We start from the raw sequence: 19914 nt of genomic DNA, 5'->3' as shown, positions 1-19914 counted from the left end.
GTTTTTGAAAAAATTTAGTTTAAAAGCAAGGTATATCCTTCTAATCATAACATTGACTTGCATTACCCTCATAGTTATTACTTCCTATGTGGGTGGTGATAACATTGTCAACCAGACTGTAGGCTACATTATCACTCCTATACAAAAAGGGTTTAATAACACTGGTAATTGGTTTTCCAATATTTATGGATGGGTAACCAACTTAGATAATCTTGAAGAAGATAATGAGTTGCTTAAAGCTAAAGTCGAAGAACTAGAAGTTGAAAATAGTAAATTGCAATTAGAACATACTGAATTAGAACGTTTAAGAAAGCTTTTTCAATTAAGTTTAACATATGAAGAATATCCAATGACAGGTGCCCGTATTATAGCGAAAGCACCTGGTAATTGGTATAATACTTTTACTATTGATAAGGGTAGAAGTGATGGGATTGAACAAGGAATGGTTGTTATTGCAGATAGTGGGTTGGTTGGACATATTGTCGACGTGAGTGAACATTATGCAGTTGTTCAATCCATTATCGATGATTCCAGCAGTGTTCATGGACAAGTTGTAAGAACTAGTGATACTCTTTTTGTCGAAGGCGATAAACTGCTAGCTGAAGAAGGCATATGTCAAGTAACTTTTATTAATAGTGAAGCAGAAATTGTTAAAGGTGATAACATTGTAACATCCCCTTTGGGTGATATTTATCCGCCAGGTATAACGATTGGTATGATCACAGATGTAGAAGAAAATCCCAACTTATTAACGAAGACTGCATATTTAAAACCTGTAGTTGACTTTTCTAATTTGAATGAAGTGTTAATCATAACTCAATCTTATAAAGAAGATTTTGAGAATGAAAAAGAAGAATTAGAAGGGATAGAGTAGGAGGAAAACCTTTGAGAACCCTAGTTACAGTGTTACTATCCGTACTATTTTTTTGCTTAGAAACTACAATTCTTAAGAATTTTGAAATTAGGGGTATTACCCCTAATTTGTTAATTATTCTTGTCGTTTCACTTGGTATCTTAAGAGGATCAAAAACAGCAGGAACTGTGGGATTGTTTATAGGTGCTTTGCAGGATATTTTATTTTATCCTGTGTTTGGATTTCAAACCCTCATGTTTTTCTATATCGGATATGTAGCTGGTTTTTTTAATAAAGACTTTTACAAAGAAAACTATGTCTTACCCTTCGTCCTCATTTTTACTGCAGATTTTATATATGGACTTTTGGTCTACGTTTTTACTTACCTTTTTACAGGTCACCTCAACATATGGCAATACATAACTAATATCATCTTACCGGAAATGATATACACATTGCTTATAGGACTATTCGTGTATAAGTTCTTATATTTTATTGACGATAGATTAAATATGTATGAAAGAAAGAGATATAGTCGTATTAGATGATCAATTTGGAGCAAATACCAGTAAGTAAATAACTTATTCTATTTAGTATGGAACTTTCACCTAAACTGGATGGAGTTTAATATAATGATGAAATTTGGGTGATGTAATATGAAACCTATATTCAAAAAAATTATTGAAATCATAACAAATCGTGTATTTATCCTCGGTGTATTCATTGTCTTTCTCTTCTGCGTTTTAGTAGTTCGGACTTTTTATCTGCAAATTGTAAAAGGTGAAGAATTTATTATTACGGAAAGTTATAATCAACGTGAGGTTGAAACTAATGGTATTAGAGGTAATATATACGATGTCAATGGACGACCATTAGCAATTAATGATTATGTTTATTCCATCATGTTCATGCCAGAAGAAGCAAGTGAATTAACACATGAAGAGATGAATAATAATATACATGAGTTAATAAACGTCATTGAAGATCAAGGGGACAACATTGATTATACGATTCCTCTTGTTTATCGTAACGGCCAGATTCTATACGATGAATCCTTTTCTGAGAGCCAAATTCGACGTTTTAAGAAAGATGTTTTCAAAGATGAAACCCTTGGTGATGAGCAAGTTGACATGAATCCTCAGGACTTATACGGTTATATCCGAGACGAACTTTTTTATATCAATCCCACTATGAGCATAGAGAATACTTTGAACATCATGAATATTCGTTACAATATCTTTATGAATCGTTATCGTAGTTATCAACCTATAACCATAGCTGATGATGTTAATGAAGATACTATCGTGTTGGTTAAAGAGCATCAAGACGAATTTCCAGGTGTGTTTGTAACGACTAACACAGTTCGAATATACCCTTATGGGGAGACAGTAGCTCATATGGTAGGCTATACAGGATCTATGACAGATGACTTGCTTGAAGATTTAGCTAAACTGGGCTATGATCAGTTTGATCAAGTGGGTCGCTCAGGAATCGAAAAAGAAATGGAAATTTATCTACAGGGAAACAAAGGTAAGAAAGTATATGAAGTTGATAATACTGGTAAGATTATTTCTCAAACAGTTCTTGAGGATCCAACTCAAGGTGATAATGTTTACCTGACAATAGATGCTGAATTGCAAGAAGATATCTATCAATTGATTGAGAAGCAATTAGTAAGTGTTTTATTGGATAAGATTGTTCTCAATCCTACTAAGGATGGAGAATACGGGGTAAATGATGTTTTGTTTGCCACCATTAATAACTACATGATAGATATTAATCAACTAGGTAACCCAGACTTGTATTATTCCAATGTATTATTGAATGCTTATAAGAATTTAGAAGAAGAGTTCGTTCAAACATATAATGCGTTGCTTTTTTCAGATACTTTAATTAAAGATTACAATGAGCTTAATCAAGAATTTTACATTGAAATGGCTCAAAGAATGAAAATCAATAAACATTTTAAATATAATTATGAATTAGGGTACTATTTATATCAGTCACAAGATGATGAAGTATATGAAATCTATAAGAACTATGAAATTACTGCATTAGATTTTATTGAGCACTGTGTAAAAAATGATTACATTGATTTATCTGTGTACGATGATTTACCAAAGGACGCTAGAGAGATAGCAAGAAAAATTGTAGAAGCTGAGTTTAAAGACTTTATCAAGACAGAAACCTTTCAATTCAAAATTTATGAATACCTGATACAAAATAACTATATCGGTGATACCCAGTTCTTAATGGTATTATACGAACAAGGTATTCTTACAGGTACCGATGAAGAAGTAACTGCAGTACAGAACGGAAACATAAATCCTCTAACTGTTATAGAAACTAAATTGAATGAGGGGCAAATAACGCCACGCCAACTAGGATTAGATCCAAGTACAGGTTCTGTGGTTGTTACAGATGTAAATACAGGTGAAGTTATCTCTTTGGTAAGTTATCCAAGTTATGATAATAACTTAATCATGAATGATTCAGATTACAGATCTCTTATTTATAAGGATAAAACAAAACCATTATATTATCGAGCTACTCAGCAAAGAGTCGTTCCTGGTTCAACCTTTAAGATGCTTACTGCCATGACCGCACTTGAAGAAGGAGTTATAACACCATCAGAACAGATTTATGCTACTGGAACATATAAGAATGTGGGGATAGTTAAACCACCATCCTGTTGGGCTGTTGGGTACGGGTATGTGCATGGTAATACAGATGTCAGTCGAGCCATTGAAGTATCCTGTAATTATTACTTCTCTGAAATAGCCTATCGACTTGGATCTCTAGGGGACAATCGGTTTGATCACATAGTCGGAATTAATTACATGGAAGAATACATGCATTACTTTGGTTTAGATGCACCTACTGGAGTAGAGCTTGTCGAAAATACATCATTAATGGATAGTATAGATGCAATTCGTGCAGCTTTTGGAAATAACAGGGATGAATTTACAGCTAGTCAATTAGCTCGATACACATCTTCGTTGGCTAATGGTGGAACCACATATGATTTATATCTTGTTGATAGCGTAATGACTCAAGAAGGAAGAAGTATTGAAGATAAAGAGCCTAAAATTTATTACCAGAATTCATTTCAGGAAGAGAATTTATTAGCTGTTCAAAAGGGTATGCATGATGTTACGGCTGGTTCGAATGGAACTGTACGAACAGTATTCGAAGATATGCCCATTAATGTTGCAGGTAAAACTGGAACAGCTCAAAATAGTCATGGTGATGGTTTTGATCATGGTCTTTTTGTTGGCTATGCACCCTATGAGCAACCGCAAATTGCTGTCTCTGTTATATTACCATACTCAGGTGGTTCTGCTGACGCAGCTCTATTATTTAAGGAAGTAACCAAAACCTATTTTGATTTTAACAAAGAAGAAGAAGATGGTAGTATAGATAATATATTTGTCTACTAAAGGTGGGGAAGATGATAAAAGAGAAAAGTATTTCAATAAAGGGTACAAAAGAAGGAGTTATCATTCAACTCCCTGAAAATACACCTTTTGATGAGGTGAAAGAAAGACTGATTGAAAAGTTAAATGAGAGTACAGATTTCTTTAAGAATATGAAAATCAATATAATATTCAAGGGGAATGATTTAAATAACCTTGAATATTCTCAATTAGTTGATATAATTATAAATAAGACATCCATTAATTGTGAAAAAATTATAGCATCAATTAATGAGAAGTCTCTAGAAATAGAAAGAGCACCAGTTAGAGATACAGAGTTTTATAAGGGAACTATTCGAGCTGGTCAATGTGTTAGATCTGATAAACATCTAGTAGTTTTAGGTGATGTCAATCCGTCTGCAGAAGTTATTGCTGATGGAAACGTCATTGTATTAGGACACCTTAAAGGTAACGTACAAGCAGGGTATTCAGATAATAATAGTGCATTTATTGTAGCATTCAGTATGCGACCCAATCTCATTAAAATTGGACAAGTCATTGGACGAGCTTCAGATGAGGAGCGTAATTTGAAAAAGGTTCAGAAGTATTCTGAGATTGCTTATGTGAAAGATGGTCAGATTATTTTAGAACCGCTTGACTATAAAACAATTGGGAATTTGCCCATTGAATTATGAGGTTCTATTCAATGGATTATGGTGGCAGATAGATATTAGAAGGGGGAATCCTAATGGGTGAAGTGATTGTCGTAACCTCTGGGAAGGGTGGCGTAGGAAAAACAACCTGTACAGCTAATATTGGTACAGCTTTGGCCTATTTGAATAAAAAAGTATGTATTGTTGATGCAGATATTGGGTTACGTAATCTGGATGTAGTTTTAGGTCTTGAAAATAGAATCTGTTATGATATAGTAGATGTTATAGAAGGACAATGTCGTGTTAAACAAGCATTAATCAAGGATAAACGTTTCAGTAATCTCTATTTACTGCCAGCATCTCAAACCAGAGATAAAAATGCTATTAACCCAAAACAAATGATTAAACTTTGTGATGTACTCAAAGAGATGTATGATTACGTATTAATTGATTGTCCAGCGGGTATTGAAAGAGGATTTAAAAATGCTATTGCAGGGGCTGACCGTGCTATAGTTGTGGCAAATCCTGATGTATCATCTATCAGAGATGCAGACCGTATTATTGGTCTTCTTGAAAATAATGAATTGAAATACCCTTCACTGGTAGTTAACCGCTTTAAATACAAGCTGGCCAAAGATGGTAATATGTTAACTGTCGATGATATTGTAGATATTCTATCCATTGATCTAATAGGTGTTGTACCTGAAAATGATGAAGTTATTATTTCTTCCAATAAAGGTGAAGCCACTATTAGGAAAAAGGATAATACAGAAATATCACAATCCTTTATCGACATTGCCAAGCGTATACAAGGTGAAAATGTTCCACTTCCTGTTTATGATTTTACTTCAGATTCTTTTTTGGATAAACTAAAAAGTTTCTTTAGAATAAGCTAGGGGGTACGATCATGAATAATAACAAATTAAGTGGTCAAGTTGCTAAACAGAGATTGAAGTCAGTTGTTAGTTATGATAGAATCGAGTGTGCTCCAGATTTGCTTGATATGATCAAGAGTGATATAGTTGAAGCGATATCAAAATACATTGATGTAGATGAAAGCTATATTGATATAGTTATCCATAAACCTAAATGTAAAGAAAATCCATCAGAATATCCAATGATCAGTACATCGATTCCAATTTCTTATAAACGAGACTTAAAAGAAGATTCAGAGGAATGATTTTATGATTTTATTTGAAAAAAAGTCAATTAAGTATTTCGATGCTTGGCTGATCATTTTAGTAGTTATCGTATTCGGTTTTGGTTTAATTGTGCTAGGTAGTGCTTTAGAGATTAGCTCTCAAGAAAGCTTAGATAGAGTTTATATAAAGCAAATCTTTGGGTTTCTTTCGGGGTTAGTCCTCATGCTTATTGTGGCTTTTTTCAGATATGAGTTTATGAAAGAACTTTATATTGTTTTTTATGCTGTTAATCTTGTTTTATTAGCTGCCGTCTTAGCAATAGGGACAGGCAATGGTGTTTCCAGGTGGATTGAAATAGGACCAGTACAATTTCAACCCTCAGAATTTGCTAAGATACTGATTATTATTTTTTTAGCAAAATTAATGGATAAGTATCAAGCAAAAATAAATGATTTTTCTTTCTTAATTATTGTTGCAACAATGGTTTTTTTACCAACAGCTTTAATTATGTTACAGCCAGATTTATCAACAAGTATAGTACTTATAGTCATACTAGCGTCAGCTCTATTTGTTTCAGGCTTAAATCCTAAATACATTGGTACTGCAGTGATTATTGCATTACCTATTTTAGCCTTTGTTATATGGGATGCTTATCAGATTGAACCTATATTTTTAAAAGGTTATCAGGCAATGCGTATTCAGGCCTTATTTAATCCCGAGCAGTTTGCTGATAATGAAGCCTATCAAACAATGAAATCTATTCAGGCTATTGGCTCAGGTCAATTAAATGGTAAAGGTTTGTATCAAGGTACGATTAGCCATAGTTATTTACCTGAACCACAAACTGATTTCATTTTTGCAGTTTTAGCGGAAGAGTTTGGTTTCATTGGAGGCGCTTCTGTCATTGGTTTAATTTTATTAATTATTATAAGAATACTTTGGATTGCTGCAAATGCGCCCGATTTATTTGGAAAGTTATTGTGCACAGGTGTTGCTACTTTAATAGGATTTCAAACATTTGTTAATATAGGTGTGACTACAGGTATATTGCCTAATACAGGTATTCCTTTACCCTTTGTGAGCTATGGACTGAGTTCGCTATGGGCTAATATGCTTGGTATTGGTTTAGTTATAAACGTGGGTATGATGAGAAATATAACAACATATTCTAGGAGGTGAAGGCATGAATATTGGTTTAATAGCACACGACACAAAGAAGAAATTAATTCAAAACTTATGTATTGCCTATAGGCAGATTCTAAGTAAGCATGATTTATATGCAACAGGTACTACAGGTAGACTTATTGAGGAGGTAACCAATCTTACTGTACACAAATTCCTTGCCGGTCATTTAGGTGGAGAACAGCAGTTAGGAGCTCAAATTGCCCATAATCAAATTGATATGGTACTTTTTCTGAGAGATCCATTATCAGCAAAATCACATGAACCAGATGTTAGTACTGTTATCAAGTTATGTGATATTCATAATATTCCTGTGGCTACAAATCTTGCTACAGCCGAACTTATGATCAAAGCTGTCGAGAGAGGCGATTTGGAATGGAGAAACTTATATAGATAAGTTGTTAGGCACCTTAAGGTGTCTTTTTCATTATCTACGTTTATTCATGTACCAATTTCAGTGAAAATGGTTGTACTAAAGAGTTTACCTGTCTCATATAATGTGATAAGGAACGTTGAATGAGAAGAGGTGATCCTTTGGACCAAGTCAGAAGTAATAGAAGAGTATATTCTGCCAATAGAAGGTACAATACGAGGAACTATCAGCCTAGAAATAGGCGTAGTAATACTGTGACCGATGAACCAACTTTTAAAATAAAGTTTTACTCCATGCAACAACTTGTGCTTACGGTATTTATATTTATGGTTGTACTTGTATTGAATTTTTTACCGCCAACGCAAGATTTAACGTTACAGATCAGTGAGATTATCTCTAAAGATATAGAAATCCAAGAAGTATATAATAACTTAGATGGGTTGATTCAAGAAGCTCAGAAGCCTTTAGAATATTTAAATTTTATTGAAGAATGGTAATGACCATTCTTTTTTTGTAGTGTAGGAGTTGTTTTATAAGAAAAAAGTGGAATTGGCTAGTCATAATCATATATAAGCTTGTGTAATGATAAACCTACCTTGCAAAATTCAACATTTTAAAGTATGATAAAATATGTGTATTTAACCTATACTTAAGATAAGTATAATAAACCCAAACTATTCACAATAATTCATTAATGCTATGTACTGCTTTTGAACCTCTAAGCATCTTTACTATTTCAAAATACGCCTAGAGGTGCAATCTTGAAAATATAAGAATGCTTATCAATCCAAAATCAGCGCATATCTTCAATGTTTATCTTGAATAATTTGTGATAAAGCTGTTAAAAACAAGGAGTGTTTTAATTGAGAATAGATATACCACAGAAGATATTATTAGAAGTTGAAAAACCTGCTAGATATATTGGGAATGAAATGAATATGGTTAAGAAGAATCCAGAAGATGTAGATATTCGTTTTGCATACTGTTTCCCAGATGTATATGAAGTAGGGATGTCTCATATTGGATCTACAATTCTTTATCATTTTTTAAATGAACGCGAAGACACCTATTGTGAAAGAGTTTATTCACCTTGGCATGATATGGAAGAGAAAATGAGAGAGAATAATATACCAATGTATGCTCTTGAGACTTATACACCAATAAAAGAATTTGATTTTTTAGGTTTCACGCTACAATATGAAATGAGCTACACCAACATTTTAAATATACTTGATTTAGGAGGAATTCCTAAGTATTCTAAGGATAGAACCGAAGAGGACCCACTTGTTATTGCTGGTGGTCCATGTGCATACAATCCTGAGCCTTTAGCCCCATTTGTAGACTTCTTTTATATTGGTGAAGGAGAAGTTCTCTATTATGAAATTCTGGATCTCTATAAAGCAATACGATCTAAGGGTGGATCAAAAGAAGATTTTCTAGAAAAAGTGTTACAATTTGAAGGGGTTTATGTCCCAAAATTCTATGATGTTCAATATAAAGAAAATGGAGAAATAGAAAGTTTTACGCCCAATCATCCTGATGCCAAAGAGAAAATTAAAAAGGTACATGTAAAGGATGTAGACAATAGCTACTATCCAACTAATCCAATTATGCCACTTATTCAAGTAGTACATGATCGTGCTGTCATTGAATTATTTAGAGGCTGCATAAGAGGTTGTCGTTTTTGTCAAGCGGGTATGATTTATCGTCCTGTTCGTCAAAAGGATCCTAAAAAACTAGCCAAGTTAGCTGATGACATTTTAGGTAATACAGGATATGAAGAGGTATCATTAATCTCATTAAGTTCCAGTGATTATACTGATTTAAATGAAATAACTGACCATCTATTTGATAAACACTGTGATGTTAATCTAAGCTTACCTTCATTAAGGGTGGACGAGTTTTCTTTAGATTTAATGGATCGATTGAGTAAAGGCAAGAAAAGTAGTCTAACCTTCGCTCCAGAGGCTGGTACTCAGCGATTAAGAGATGTAATCAATAAGAATATAAGTGAGGATGATATCTTAAGTGGTGTTGCTTTAGCATTCAAAGGCGGATGGGATAAAGTTAAACTTTATTTCATGATGGGACTACCTACTGAAACAATGGAAGATATTAGCGGAATTAAAGATTTAGCTTATAGTATAGTAGATCAGTACTTTGGAGTACCAAAAGAAGAACGTGCGCGTAACCTTAAAGTTACTGTTAGTACATCTTTCTTTGTTCCAAAGCCATTTACACCATTCCAGTGGTTCCCACAAAATACTTATGATGAATTCATGGCTAAACAGGCTTTATTAAATAGTGAGATTAGAAATCGCAAGATACAATATAACTGCCATGATGCAAAATTATCTGCTTTAGAAGGAATTGTAGCAAGAGGTGATAGACGAGTTGCAGATGTGATTTATCATGCATGGAAAAATGGAAGTAAATTTGATGGATGGTCAGATCATTTTGTTTATGATAAATGGGTGAAGGCTTTTGAAGAGTGTAATATTGATGGAGACTTCTATCATACTAGAGAGCGCTCATATGATGAAATTCTACCTTGGGACTTTATTAACATCGGCGTGACAAAGGCATTCTTATGGAAAGAGTTCGAAAAAGCAATTAATGAAGAGGTAACACCTAATTGCCGTGAGAAGTGTTCAAACTGTGGCGTTAGCAAAATAGATAAAGGAGCCTGTTATGAGAAAGAGAATTAAATTCAATAAGCATGGACAACTTAAATATATTGGTCACTTAGACTTGCAAAGACTTTTACATCGCGCATTAAGAAAAGCAGAGATTCCAGTAGAATATTCCAAAGGATTTAATCCTCATCCAATCACTTCTTTTGCACAACCCTTATCTCTAGGTTTTATTAGTGAAGCAGAATATATGGATATGACATTAACAGATAACTATGATAATCAGCATCTGATTGATAAAATGAATACTATACTACCAGAGGGACTTCGCTTTATTGATGCTATTGACTTGGCTGATAAAGCTCCCAAAGCGATGGCTATTGTAGAGGCAGCAAGATATACCATTACTCTAGATCAAGATATAGATAAAGAAGAGATTCAAGCTTTTATGAACCAAGAAGAAATATTAGTGGAGAAGATGACCAAAAAGAAGAGACTTAAAACGATAGATATTAAGCCTGGAATTTATGAATTAATCTATAAGGATTCCACTACTCTTGAAGTATTCTGTAGTGCAGGATCAAGTAACGTAAAACCTCAATTAATCGTTAAGGCTCTTTATGATTTTATTGATTTAATTTTTGATGAGCATTTATTAAAGTTTAAGCGTCATGATCTCTATTTAAAAAGAGAGGACCAGTTCATTCCATTAATTGATGCATAAGAGTATCGATAGTTATAGGAAGAGAAGGTGACCAATTTGGAATGGAGGAAGTGGTTTGGAAAGAACCTTACTTGTAGATGTTGAATTTCCCTATATAGATTTAGCTGTACTAGAGGATGGTCAGTTAGTTGAATATCAAAGATATACAGAGGAAGATGCGTCAATAGTATCTAATATTTATATTGGCAGAATCATCAACATTATTAAAGGAATGGAAGCAGCCTTTATTGACATTGGACTAGATAAAAATGCTTATTTAAAGTTGAATAGCCAACACCGCTATCAACAAGGGCAAGAAGTTTTGGTGCAAGTCATTAAGCCGCCGTATAAGTCAAAAGGAGCTGTAGTTACTACAAATATCAGTATACCTGGCAAGTATGTGGTCATAAAACCTTATGATACGACAATATATGTGTCTTCCAAAATAACTGATACTTTAGAAAGAGAGCGGTTAAAAGAAGTTATTTATCAGCATAGAAATTCAAATTATGGCTATATCGTAAGAACAGATGCAGTTTCTGTTGATGATCAAAAAATTATTGATGATATAAAGCAGTTAGAAAAGCAGTGGGATGAGATCGATAGTGTTCATTCATATAGGTCATGCTATTCTGTTCTCTATAGTGAACCTTCACCACTGATTCGTGCTGTGAAAGATTTACTAACAGAAAAGGTAAATAAATTTATTATTAATGATACAGAACAGTATGATATCGTTAAAAACTATATTGATGAATATTACCCTTACTATAGCTCATTCATTGAGCTTTATGAGGATACATCTTGGCATCTTTTTAATCTTTATAAAGTAAAGGGTCAATTGGATAAAGCTTTAAAGAAACATGTTTGGTTAAAAAGCGGTGCAAGCATCGTCATCGAATCAACTGAGGCTTTAGTTTCTATAGATGTCAATACAGCTAAATTCACTGGTAAAAAGCTATTAGAAGATACAATATTTAAAGTAAACAAAGAGGCTTGCTACGAAATAGCTCGTCAAATAAGAGTAAGAAATTTGAGTGGTATAATTATCATTGATTTTATTGATATGAGGAATGAAGAACATAATCAGAAAGTTATACAGATACTTAAGCATGCCTTAAAAAATGATCGATTAAAAACTGTTGTACTAGGAATGACTAAATTAGGGTTAGTCGAGATGACTAGGAAGAAAGTCAGTGAACCTTTATACCTGCAATTGAAAGAATAAATAATAACACATGGGAGAAGTAATCTTTAACCCATGTGTTTTATATATTGGAGCAAACATATGAGGTGATCTATTATGAACGCTTGAAAGACTTTCGAGTGCTAGACAGTTAGCTCACCCAAAAAGTATTGTGAATTTAAGAAACATTAATGACAGTTACTCTAATATTATATTTGAGCATAAACTTGAATTATTGTTATATTTTTGTTATAATTTTCTGACAAAGCGAATAACTAAATGCAAGGAAATATTACCAGGGAAATAATGTAAAATAAAAACTTTTTATTGATGAGAGCTTCTTAGAGGAGGAAACTATGAATCATAATGGTGAAGTGAAAATTTTCAGTGGTAGTAGTAGTATTGAGTTTGCGACAAGAATGTGTCAACACTTAGGTATTGAATTAGGAAAATCCACCTGTATGCATTTCACTGAGGGGAATACCTATGTGAAGATTGAAGAAACGGTTAGAGATAAGGATGTTTACCTAGTTGAAACGCTTGGATTAGATCCTAATAACGAATTCGCAGAATTACTTTTTTGGATTGATGCATTTAAGCGAGCAAGTGCTAATTCGGTTACTGTTATTATGCCCTATTTCAGTTATGCGAAGGGAGATAAAAAGGATGAACCCAGGGTATCCATTCGTGGAAGGGTTTGTGCAGAATGTATTGAATTGGCTGGAGCAGATAGAGTAGTCACTATGGATTTGCATTCACCACAGATTCAAGGTTTTTTTAAGGTGCCAGTGGATCATCTCTATGCAATGCCTATACTTTGTGAGTTTATAAAATCCATGCAACTCAATAATATGGTAGTCGTTTCTCCTGACGCTGGTTATGCTAAAGATGCAAGAAAGTTTGCTAAATACCTGAAAGCTGATGTGGCTATTGGTGATAAAACTCGTACTGGACATGATGAAAATGCAAAAATATTAGATTTAATCGGTGATGTTGATGGCAAAGATGCTGTAATTGTAGATGATTTCTCTATTTCTGGAGGAACGCTTATTGATTTATCATATGAGCTTAAAAAAAGAGGTGCTAAACGAGTTATAGCATGTCTGTCACATATTTTACTTAATGACAAGGGTATAAAGAGATTAGAGGAGAGTCCCATTGAGCTTCTAATTAGTACAGATTCTGTATGCAATGAGCAAGTTGTAAATAGTGATAAGGTCAGACTAATTTCCGTGGCACCACTTTTTGCTGAAACCATTAGAAGAATCCATAATCACGAATCTGTTAGTCCTTTATTTAATGAAGTACCCCAAAATATACTGAAACAGATCAAATGATTCGATAAAAATATAAATACATCAGAGGTGATAAAATGATTTTATCTGGAAGAGAAATAAAAAAAAGATTAAATGGTGATATTAAGATAGATCCATTTAATGAGGAACAACTTAATCCAAATAGTTATAATCTTAAGCTGCATAACGAATTATTGATTTACGATACACCTATTTTAGATATGAAGAAGCCTAATCCAACAAAGAAAATTGTTATCCCAAAGGAGGGCTTGGTTTTAGAACCTGGTAAACTATATCTTGGTAGAACAAAAGAATTTACCGAAACAAATAATTTAGTTCCTATGTTAGAAGGCCGTTCATCTATAGGTCGACTTGGACTATTTATTCATGTAACAGCTGGTTTTGGTGATGTAGGTTTTAAAGGTTATTGGACATTGGAAATATTCTGTGTTCAACCTATAAGAGTATATTCTGATGTTGAGGTATGTCAAATCTATTATCACAGTTTAGAAGGTGAACATGAGAATTATGCAAGTGGTAAATATCAGCAGAATGAAGGTATACAACCAAGCTTATTGTATAAAGACTTTGAGTAAAGAAAATATAGTCAAAAAGTAGAGAAATTTATTGACAAGCAGCTGTTATTATGATAACATAGCACTGTTGTGTAGCCGCACGGAGAGGTTTTAAATTTGTTTATATTTATACAAATACCGAATTCGGCGAGTTTGGAACAAGGAGGTGCGTAAGATGTACGCAGTTATTCAAACAGGTGGTAAACAATATCGCGTAGCTGAAGGTGATGTTGTATCTGTGGAAAAATTAGGTGTAGTTGCTGGTGAATCAGTAACATTTGATCAAGTATTAGCTGTTTCTAATGATGCTGGTTTAACAATAGGTTCTCCAGTTGTAGAAAACGCTTCTGTAACAGCTACGGTTGTTGAAGAAGGTAGAGCTAAGAAAATCGTTGTTTACAAACACAAACCTAAAAAAGGTTACCAAAAGAAGCAAGGCCACAGACAATACTACACTAAAGTAAAAATCCAAAAAATTAACGCTTAATCATTATGATTCACGTAAAATTCTATCAGACCCAAGAAGAAATAATTGGGGTAGAGGTTAGTGGTCATGCTGAATATGCGGAATATGGTCAGGATATCGTCTGTGCAGCAGTTTCTGCTTTGGTTTTTAATTCGATAAATTCAGTGGATGAATTCACTGATGATTCATATGAACTTGAAAATAATGAACAGACAGGATATATTAACTTTCTATTAAAAGAAAATATATCTCTTGAATCCAAATTGCTTATAAAATCTTTGCATTTAGGCTTAATTGGTATAAGTGCAGAGTACGGTGAAAAATATATTAAAGTTTCTGTTAAGGAGGTGTAAGGCATGTTAAGAATGAACTTACAATTCTTCGCTCACAAAAAAGGAGTAGGTTCTACTAAGAATGGTAGAGATTCTGAATCCAAGAGACTTGGAGCTAAAAGAGCTGATGGTCAATTCGTTAAAGCAGGTAACATCTTATATAGACAAAGAGGTACTAGAATCCATCCTGGCGTTAATGTAGGTCGTGGTGGTGATGATACATTATTCGCTTTAGTTGATGGTCGTGTTAAATTTGAAAGAAAAGGTAGAGACAGAAAAGTAGTTTCTGTTTATCCTGAAACAATGGCTCAATAATAAACGACAGGTTTCAAATGTTCTACGTTTGAAACCTGTTTTTTAATTATCACTATTTTTTTTACTTTTCTGAATTAATGTAAGCCACTAAGTTAAAATTAATAATATAATAATACTTAGCACATAGAAATATGTTTAACAAACAAGTATTTTGTTTTGAATTATCATCAGGTATAAAAACTTTGGAATTATCAGTACTTTTTATACTAAGTGAATTCTTAATAATAGATTGTATGACAAAGCTAAAGTAGTGCTAAGCATTAATTTATACCCTTAGATAAAGGAATGAGATAAATGTTTGTAGATCAAGTCAAAATATATATTGAATCTGGGAGAGGTGGCGATGGTATCGTCTCTTTCAGGAGAGAAAAGTATGTTCCTAATGGAGGACCAGACGGTGGTGATGGAGGAAGAGGTGGTGATGTCATCTTTAAAGTAGAAGACGGCCTCAACACATTAATTGACTTTAGACATAAAAAACACTACAAAGCTAGATCCGGTTCCCCTGGTGAAGGTAGTAATCGACATGGTAAAGATGCTGACGATATGATTATTGAGGTACCACAAGGAACAATCATAAGAGAAGCTGAATCGGGTAAAGTCATCTTAGATTTAGCCGGTGATGTTAAAGAAAAAGTACTATTAAAAGGTGGTAAGGGTGGTAAAGGTAATCAGCACTATGCTACTCCAACTATGCAAATTCCACGATTTGCTCAAAGTGGACAAGATGGTATAGGGTTATGGGTTATTCTTGAGTTGAAGATGATTGCCGACGTTGGTTTAGTTGGTTTCCCTAATGTAGGTAAATCGACTTTCTTATCAGTTGTCTCCAATGCAAGACCTAAGATTGCTAATTACCATTTTACAACGTTACAACCTAATTTAGGCGTTGTGAAGACAGGGTATGGTAAGAGTTTTGTGGTAGCAGATATTCCTGGTCTTATTGAAGGAGCACATACAGGCATAGGTTTAGGGCATGAGTTCTTAAGACATATCGAAAGAACAAAAGTACTCATACATGTTGTTGATGCATCAGGTCTAGAAGGTCGTGAGCCAGTAGACGATGTAATGAAAATTAATCTTGAGTTAGAAAATTTCAATAAAATCTTAAGCAGCCGTCCTCAAGTTATTGCTGCAAATAAAACAGATTTAATAGAAGCGGAAGAGCACCTAAAACTTTTAAAAGAGAAGTTTGAACCTGAAGGCATCAATGTATTTGCTATTTCTGCTGCAACAGGTAAAGGTGTGAAAGAACTACTAAACTATGTTGGAGAAATGCTCGATAATATAAAAGAGGAGCCAACTGTTTTTGAACAAGAATACTATATTGAAGACATACCATCTAGTGATAATAGTGTTATTGAAATAGCGAAAGATGATAATGGTGTTTTCGTAGTTGAAGGTGAGCCTGTAGAAAGAATGCTTGGTTTCACCAATCTTGAAAGTGAAAAAGGATTCGCTTTCTTCCAAAAATTCATGCGTGAAAAAGGAATAATTGAGCGTTTAGAAGAATTAGGTATTGAAGAAGGCGATACAGTTCGCTTGTATAACTTAGAGTTTGACTATTATAAGTAGAGGTGAGACGAATGACGAGTAAACAAAGAGCTTATTTACGTAGCTTAGCTAATTCCTTGGAACCAATTTTCCAAGTAGGGAAATCAGGACCATCTCCTGAGCTTGTTAAAGCTATAGATGAAGCATTAGAAGCTAGAGAACTGATTAAAATAAATATATTAAAGAATTGTTTTGATGAACCACGTGACATTTGCAATGTGATATGCGAGCGAACACGTTCTGAGGGAGTACAAGTTATCGGGCGAAAAATAGTCATTTATAGAATGTCAAAAGAAAATCCTAAAATTATGTTACCATAACTTAAAGGGGGGTTAGAGATGTACAAAAGATTTATAGCTATTGTTTTAGTTGTTGTTTTATCTCTATCATTATCCACATCAATTTCTGCAAAGAGTACAGATTACCGATTAGTTGTTGGTGAGGTGATGGAGGTTATTGATAGTGAGCTATTTCATGTTTATATTTATGAAGAACATGATACAGAACTACTAAGATTAATAGGTATTGATACTCATGCCTCTGCTGAAGCCTATGCGCATGTTAAAACATTCGTTAATCAGACACCTGTTTTATTCAGAATTCAAGTGGATAGCAGGGGAGATTATATTAGGGATGAAAATGACTTTGCTTATGCAGAATTTCTCAATATGTCATCAGTATCATTAAATAATGAACTTCTTGCCATGGGGCTTGCTGATTTAAATGAAGATCATGAAGGTTTAAATAACTATAATCAATTTGCAGAGACTTACGCTTTTGCCATTGACCACAGTATAGGTATCCATGGAGATGGTACACTCATAAACCCATACGCCAAAAAAGTTAATATTAATACTGCTAGCAGTATGGAAATCGATGGTATACTAAAAGACTTAGATGATGATTTAGGTATGAAGATCTATACTTATGTGAAATATAATAAAATAAATTATATGGATGAGTTAAAATTTATAGATCCATTTATAACCAATGAATGGATTGATGTAAATAAAGATAGAATCACCTTGGTTACCAATATAAATACTGCAGAAGACTATGAACTCGCATCTCTTTTTGATTCTTATAAAGGTGACATGATAGCTGAAGAAATTATCAATCATCGATTAGAAGAACCTTTTAAGGAAATTGATGAATTAATTAATATTGAAAGTATATCCAATAAAATATTTGAAGAAATTAAACCCTATATAAGCCTTCATTATGAGGTGGTTTATCAAGATACAGAGACTGACGTAGTGAATATTAATACAGCATCGGTATCTCAAATTAGAAGTTTGGAGTACATGAGTGAAGATGTTGCTAAGAATATTGTTAAATATAGAGAGAATAATAGGTTTTCTTATAAGTCTCTAGAGTCCTTAGAAAAATTACCAAGCACTATGGATATGGTGGACTTCAATAAACATGAAGATTCATTTGTTATACACACAGACATCAATAATGCTGGTGAAAATGAGTTAAAATCATTATTTGGTAGTTCGTCGTTGAATAGCAGTACTATTAAGGACTACGCCGACGATATCGAAGAGAATCGACCCTTTGACAATATAAATGAAGTAAAAAAATTTATTCCAACTCAAGTTTATGAAGATATTGAGCCTTATATCTATGTTAATGAACCAGAGAATACGATAAAACTAAATATCAATTTAGCGACTGAAGATCAACTTCAAACCTATTTGGGGTTATCATCAGAAGAAGCTCACACAATTGTTGAATACACAGAAAACAATAAGATCAATTATTATGATGAGATTAATAAAAAAGTTGATTTATCAGAAGTAAATGAATGGATAACATTGTATACAAACATTAATACTGCGACTTACGATGAATTAATAATGTTACATGAAGACATGACTGAGAAAATAGTTGATAGGCTCTTTGAATACCGTGAAGAATCTCCTTTTGCTAGTCTTGATGAGTTAGATGAGTTTTTTGAAGAGATTAATCATTTTAACTTATATAATGATATTAAGAATTTTATTGTTTTTAGGTAAGGAGACAGACTATGGATGTTCATCATAGAAATGTGAAAAAAATAGCTGTAATGGGTGGGACGTTTGATCCTATTCATTATGGTCATCTTGTAACAGCAGAAGCTGTTAGGCATCAGTATAATATAGACCAGGTATTGTTTGTACCCACTGGTCACCCTCCTCATAAGCGGAATAGGGCTATTACTGACGCTCAACATCGTTATTTGATGAGTATATTAGCAACTGAAACTAACCCTCATTTTTTTGTATCTCGTATTGAGATTGATCGACAAGGATTAACTTATACCATCGATACAATTAAAGAATTAAAAGAGCAGTATAGGCAAGATACGGAAATCTATTTCATAACAGGTGCTGATGCATTCTTAGAAATCTTTACGTGGAAGCAGGCTGAAGAGTTACTGGAGATATGTAATTTTATAGCTGCTACAAGACCAGAATATCCGAAGGAAGATTTAGTAGCCTCTATAGCCCAGATTGAGAAAAATTATCGTGCAAAATTTAACTTTATAGAAGTACCAGCATTGGCAATTTCATCATCAGAGATTCGTAATCGTGTTAGTTCAGGTGAACCTATTAAGTATTTATTACCTGAAGCTGTAGAGAACTATATAGAAAAATATCAATTATACAAAGGATAGCTGCGATGGACTCAAGAAAGAAGATTATTAGAAAACTCCAATCCACACTATCACCTAGAAGGTATCAACATACACTTGGAGTTGAAAAGACAGCGATCAGCTTAGCAAAGCACTACAAAACTTGTGAAGAACAAGCTTCTACAGCTGGCTTGTTACATGATTGTGCTAAGAACATACCTTATGAAGTAATGAGAGAATACTGTAAATCTTATAAAATTAATCTTAGTGAATTTAAGGACTTTCCCCAAATAGTGCATAGCTTTTTAGGTGCCGAGATTGCTGAAAAGGAATATAATATTAGTGATCATAATATACTTAATGCAATTCGTTACCATACAACAGGTAGGTCCAATATGACTTTATTAGAAAAGATTATTTTTCTATCGGACTATATAGAACCTGGTAGAAAAACATTTGAAGGTCTACAAGAAGTAAGAGAAATGGTATATGTGGATCTTGATCGAGCAGTTTATATGACTTTAAATAGTACAATTAAGTATCTACTAAAGATGGATGTACCCATTCATCCGTTAACCATTGATTCAGAAAAATATTATAGACAATTGAATTAACT

Annotated in this window: 22 protein-coding genes; all 22 read left to right on the top strand. The window is 33.4% G+C overall.

What is annotated here, in order from left to right:
- Positions 1 to 4: 4 nt before the first annotated feature.
- On the top strand, positions 5 to 874 hold the full coding sequence (mreC, locus tag C1Y58_RS19300; RefSeq protein ID WP_105617979.1) for a rod shape-determining protein MreC: 870 nt from the start codon (positions 5 to 7) through the stop codon (positions 872 to 874).
- Positions 875 to 885: 11 nt separating this feature from the next.
- Positions 886 to 1401, top strand: coding sequence for a rod shape-determining protein MreD (mreD, locus tag C1Y58_RS19295; protein WP_157950209.1), 516 nt, complete (start codon positions 886 to 888; stop codon positions 1399 to 1401).
- Positions 1402 to 1509: 108 nt separating this feature from the next.
- On the top strand, positions 1510 to 4293 hold the full coding sequence (locus C1Y58_RS19290; RefSeq protein WP_105617976.1) for a penicillin-binding transpeptidase domain-containing protein: 2784 nt from the start codon (positions 1510 to 1512) through the stop codon (positions 4291 to 4293).
- 11 nt (positions 4294 to 4304) lie between these two features.
- Positions 4305 to 4964 carry a septum site-determining protein MinC gene (minC, locus tag C1Y58_RS19285; RefSeq protein WP_105617975.1) on the top strand — a complete coding sequence of 220 codons (660 nt, stop codon included), beginning with the start codon at positions 4305 to 4307 and terminating at the stop codon, positions 4962 to 4964.
- A 53-nt stretch (positions 4965 to 5017) separates the two neighbouring features.
- Positions 5018 to 5818, top strand: a complete 801-nt coding sequence (gene minD, locus C1Y58_RS19280; RefSeq protein ID WP_105617973.1) for a septum site-determining protein MinD — start codon at positions 5018 to 5020, stop codon at positions 5816 to 5818.
- Between the two features lie 11 nt (positions 5819 to 5829).
- A complete protein-coding gene (gene minE / locus C1Y58_RS19275) occupies positions 5830 to 6102 on the top strand; it encodes a cell division topological specificity factor MinE (protein ID WP_105617972.1) in 273 nt (90 codons plus the stop codon).
- A 4-nt stretch (positions 6103 to 6106) separates the two neighbouring features.
- A complete protein-coding gene (gene rodA, locus C1Y58_RS19270) occupies positions 6107 to 7243 on the top strand; it encodes a rod shape-determining protein RodA (RefSeq protein WP_105617970.1) in 1137 nt (378 codons plus the stop codon).
- A 4-nt stretch (positions 7244 to 7247) separates the two neighbouring features.
- The gene (gene mgsA, locus C1Y58_RS19265; RefSeq protein ID WP_105617969.1) at positions 7248 to 7643 is read left to right on the top strand and encodes a methylglyoxal synthase; all 396 of its coding nucleotides are present in this window, start codon (positions 7248 to 7250) and stop codon (positions 7641 to 7643) included.
- Between the two features lie 137 nt (positions 7644 to 7780).
- Complete coding sequence (locus C1Y58_RS19260; RefSeq protein WP_105617967.1) at positions 7781 to 8116, top strand: hypothetical protein; 336 nt, start codon at positions 7781 to 7783, stop codon at positions 8114 to 8116.
- Between the two features lie 366 nt (positions 8117 to 8482).
- The gene (locus C1Y58_RS19255; RefSeq protein ID WP_105617966.1) at positions 8483 to 10327 is read left to right on the top strand and encodes a TIGR03960 family B12-binding radical SAM protein; all 1845 of its coding nucleotides are present in this window, start codon (positions 8483 to 8485) and stop codon (positions 10325 to 10327) included.
- Positions 10311 to 10976, top strand: a complete 666-nt coding sequence (locus tag C1Y58_RS19250; RefSeq protein WP_105617964.1) for a TIGR03936 family radical SAM-associated protein — start codon at positions 10311 to 10313, stop codon at positions 10974 to 10976. Before C1Y58_RS19255 ends, C1Y58_RS19250 begins: the two co-directional genes overlap by 17 nt.
- Before the next feature lie 55 nt (positions 10977 to 11031).
- Positions 11032 to 12183, top strand: a complete 1152-nt coding sequence (locus C1Y58_RS19245; protein ID WP_157950208.1) for an Rne/Rng family ribonuclease — start codon at positions 11032 to 11034, stop codon at positions 12181 to 12183.
- Between the two features lie 314 nt (positions 12184 to 12497).
- Positions 12498 to 13478, top strand: a complete 981-nt coding sequence (locus C1Y58_RS19240; protein ID WP_105617961.1) for a ribose-phosphate diphosphokinase — start codon at positions 12498 to 12500, stop codon at positions 13476 to 13478.
- Between the two features lie 35 nt (positions 13479 to 13513).
- Entirely contained in the window at positions 13514 to 14032 is a 519-nt protein-coding gene (gene dcd / locus C1Y58_RS19235; protein ID WP_105617959.1) for a dCTP deaminase, read from the top strand.
- Between the two features lie 154 nt (positions 14033 to 14186).
- On the top strand, positions 14187 to 14498 hold the full coding sequence (rplU, locus tag C1Y58_RS19230) for a 50S ribosomal protein L21 (RefSeq protein ID WP_105617957.1): 312 nt from the start codon (positions 14187 to 14189) through the stop codon (positions 14496 to 14498).
- Between the two features lie 5 nt (positions 14499 to 14503).
- The gene (locus C1Y58_RS19225) at positions 14504 to 14830 is read left to right on the top strand and encodes a ribosomal-processing cysteine protease Prp (protein ID WP_105617956.1); all 327 of its coding nucleotides are present in this window, start codon (positions 14504 to 14506) and stop codon (positions 14828 to 14830) included.
- Between the two features lie 3 nt (positions 14831 to 14833).
- Positions 14834 to 15124 carry a 50S ribosomal protein L27 gene (rpmA, locus tag C1Y58_RS19220; protein WP_105617954.1) on the top strand — a complete coding sequence of 97 codons (291 nt, stop codon included), beginning with the start codon at positions 14834 to 14836 and terminating at the stop codon, positions 15122 to 15124.
- Between the two features lie 294 nt (positions 15125 to 15418).
- Positions 15419 to 16699, top strand: a complete 1281-nt coding sequence (gene obgE, locus C1Y58_RS19215) for a GTPase ObgE (protein WP_105617952.1) — start codon at positions 15419 to 15421, stop codon at positions 16697 to 16699.
- An 11-nt stretch (positions 16700 to 16710) separates the two neighbouring features.
- Positions 16711 to 16998 (top strand): ribosome assembly RNA-binding protein YhbY, encoded by a 288-nt coding sequence (gene yhbY / locus C1Y58_RS19210; protein ID WP_105617950.1) that lies wholly within the window; start codon positions 16711 to 16713, stop codon positions 16996 to 16998.
- An 18-nt stretch (positions 16999 to 17016) separates the two neighbouring features.
- Positions 17017 to 18699, top strand: coding sequence for a helix-hairpin-helix domain-containing protein (locus C1Y58_RS19205; RefSeq protein WP_105617949.1), 1683 nt, complete (start codon positions 17017 to 17019; stop codon positions 18697 to 18699).
- 11 nt (positions 18700 to 18710) lie between these two features.
- A complete protein-coding gene (gene nadD, locus C1Y58_RS19200) occupies positions 18711 to 19340 on the top strand; it encodes a nicotinate-nucleotide adenylyltransferase (RefSeq protein WP_105617947.1) in 630 nt (209 codons plus the stop codon).
- Between the two features lie 5 nt (positions 19341 to 19345).
- Positions 19346 to 19912: a bis(5'-nucleosyl)-tetraphosphatase (symmetrical) YqeK gene (yqeK, locus tag C1Y58_RS19195; protein ID WP_105617946.1), complete on the top strand. Its 567-nt coding sequence runs from the start codon at positions 19346 to 19348 to the stop codon at positions 19910 to 19912.
- The last annotated feature ends 2 nt before the right edge of the window (positions 19913 to 19914 follow it).

The organism is Vallitalea okinawensis (assembly GCF_002964605.1).
Taxonomy (GTDB): domain Bacteria; phylum Bacillota; class Clostridia; order Lachnospirales; family PQDH01; genus Vallitalea_A; species Vallitalea_A okinawensis.
The sequence above is the reverse complement of the archived record's forward strand: the minus strand, read 5'-3'. Positions and strand labels throughout refer to the sequence as shown.

Bases quoted from the DNA above. Each gene is read 5' to 3' on its own strand.
- minD (WP_105617973.1), top strand. From the start codon at position 5,018: ATGGGTGAAGTGATTGTCGTAACCTCTGGGAAGGGTGGCGTAGGAAAA.
- nadD (WP_105617947.1), top strand. From the start codon at position 18,711: ATGGATGTTCATCATAGAAATGTGAAAAAAATAGCTGTAATGGGTGGG.
- C1Y58_RS19250 (WP_105617964.1), top strand. From the start codon at position 10,311: ATGAGAAAGAGAATTAAATTCAATAAGCATGGACAACTTAAATATATT.
- C1Y58_RS19290 (WP_105617976.1), top strand. From the start codon at position 1,510: ATGAAACCTATATTCAAAAAAATTATTGAAATCATAACAAATCGTGTA.
- yhbY (WP_105617950.1), top strand. From the start codon at position 16,711: ATGACGAGTAAACAAAGAGCTTATTTACGTAGCTTAGCTAATTCCTTG.
- rodA (WP_105617970.1), top strand. From the start codon at position 6,107: ATGATTTTATTTGAAAAAAAGTCAATTAAGTATTTCGATGCTTGGCTG.
- C1Y58_RS19225 (WP_105617956.1), top strand. From the start codon at position 14,504: ATGATTCACGTAAAATTCTATCAGACCCAAGAAGAAATAATTGGGGTA.
- minC (WP_105617975.1), top strand. From the start codon at position 4,305: ATGATAAAAGAGAAAAGTATTTCAATAAAGGGTACAAAAGAAGGAGTT.
- dcd (WP_105617959.1), top strand. From the start codon at position 13,514: ATGATTTTATCTGGAAGAGAAATAAAAAAAAGATTAAATGGTGATATT.
- C1Y58_RS19240 (WP_105617961.1), top strand. From the start codon at position 12,498: ATGAATCATAATGGTGAAGTGAAAATTTTCAGTGGTAGTAGTAGTATT.
- rplU (WP_105617957.1), top strand. From the start codon at position 14,187: ATGTACGCAGTTATTCAAACAGGTGGTAAACAATATCGCGTAGCTGAA.
- mgsA (WP_105617969.1), top strand. From the start codon at position 7,248: ATGAATATTGGTTTAATAGCACACGACACAAAGAAGAAATTAATTCAA.
- yqeK (WP_105617946.1), top strand. From the start codon at position 19,346: ATGGACTCAAGAAAGAAGATTATTAGAAAACTCCAATCCACACTATCA.
- C1Y58_RS19205 (WP_105617949.1), top strand. From the start codon at position 17,017: ATGTACAAAAGATTTATAGCTATTGTTTTAGTTGTTGTTTTATCTCTA.
- rpmA (WP_105617954.1), top strand. From the start codon at position 14,834: ATGTTAAGAATGAACTTACAATTCTTCGCTCACAAAAAAGGAGTAGGT.
- obgE (WP_105617952.1), top strand. From the start codon at position 15,419: ATGTTTGTAGATCAAGTCAAAATATATATTGAATCTGGGAGAGGTGGC.
- minE (WP_105617972.1), top strand. From the start codon at position 5,830: ATGAATAATAACAAATTAAGTGGTCAAGTTGCTAAACAGAGATTGAAG.